The organism is Spiroplasma endosymbiont of Lariophagus distinguendus (assembly GCF_023846195.1).
Lineage (GTDB): Bacteria > Bacillota_I > Bacilli_A > Mycoplasmatales > VBWQ01 > Spiroplasma_E.
The window spans coordinates 1-552 of the sequence record NZ_JALMUW010000185.1; the positions used below are offsets into that span (position 1 = coordinate 1).

At 19.0% G+C, this 552-nt stretch carries 1 protein-coding gene; it reads left to right on the top strand.

From position 1 onward, the window contains the following. Nucleotides 1–175 precede the first annotated feature (175 nt). Nucleotides 176–532, top strand: coding sequence for a hypothetical protein (locus M0D11_RS06450; protein ID WP_252321164.1), 357 nt, complete (start codon nt 176–178; stop codon nt 530–532). Nucleotides 533–552: the final 20 nt, after the last annotated feature.

Here is a 552-nt window from a genome sequence, read left to right on the forward strand (position 1 = left end):
AATTAATATTTTTATTAATCAAGGTAAAATTCAAGGAGAATATAGAAGAACTGGTACTGAAAATGCTTATGGAATAAAATATATTAGTAATGGTAATGCAAAAATTTATAAAATAGTATTAAATGCTAGATAATATTTGCTATAATGTTTTTAATATCAAAAAGAAAGGAAATAGATGAATGGAAAAAAAACATTATCCGTAATTTATAGCAATGATAATTTAAAAGTAAAATGAAAAACTAAATATAATGAATGAATAAAAATTAATTTTAAAAAAAATAATCATTTAATTCATAAAGGATGATTTTATATGCCCGATTTAAATGAGGTATTATTATCTAATCAGGATAGTAATATTAAAAATAAAAAATATAAATTATTTAAACAAAGATATTTTATTGCAGAATATGAAAAAGACAATATCTCCTTAAAAATTGAAAATAAAGGTAGAGCATGAAAAGAAATAACTCTTAATTCTAAAGATAAACAAGATTTAATAAGTGTCATTGAAGATATAAATAAAACAAAATAATATTTCCCCACAATCTTAAA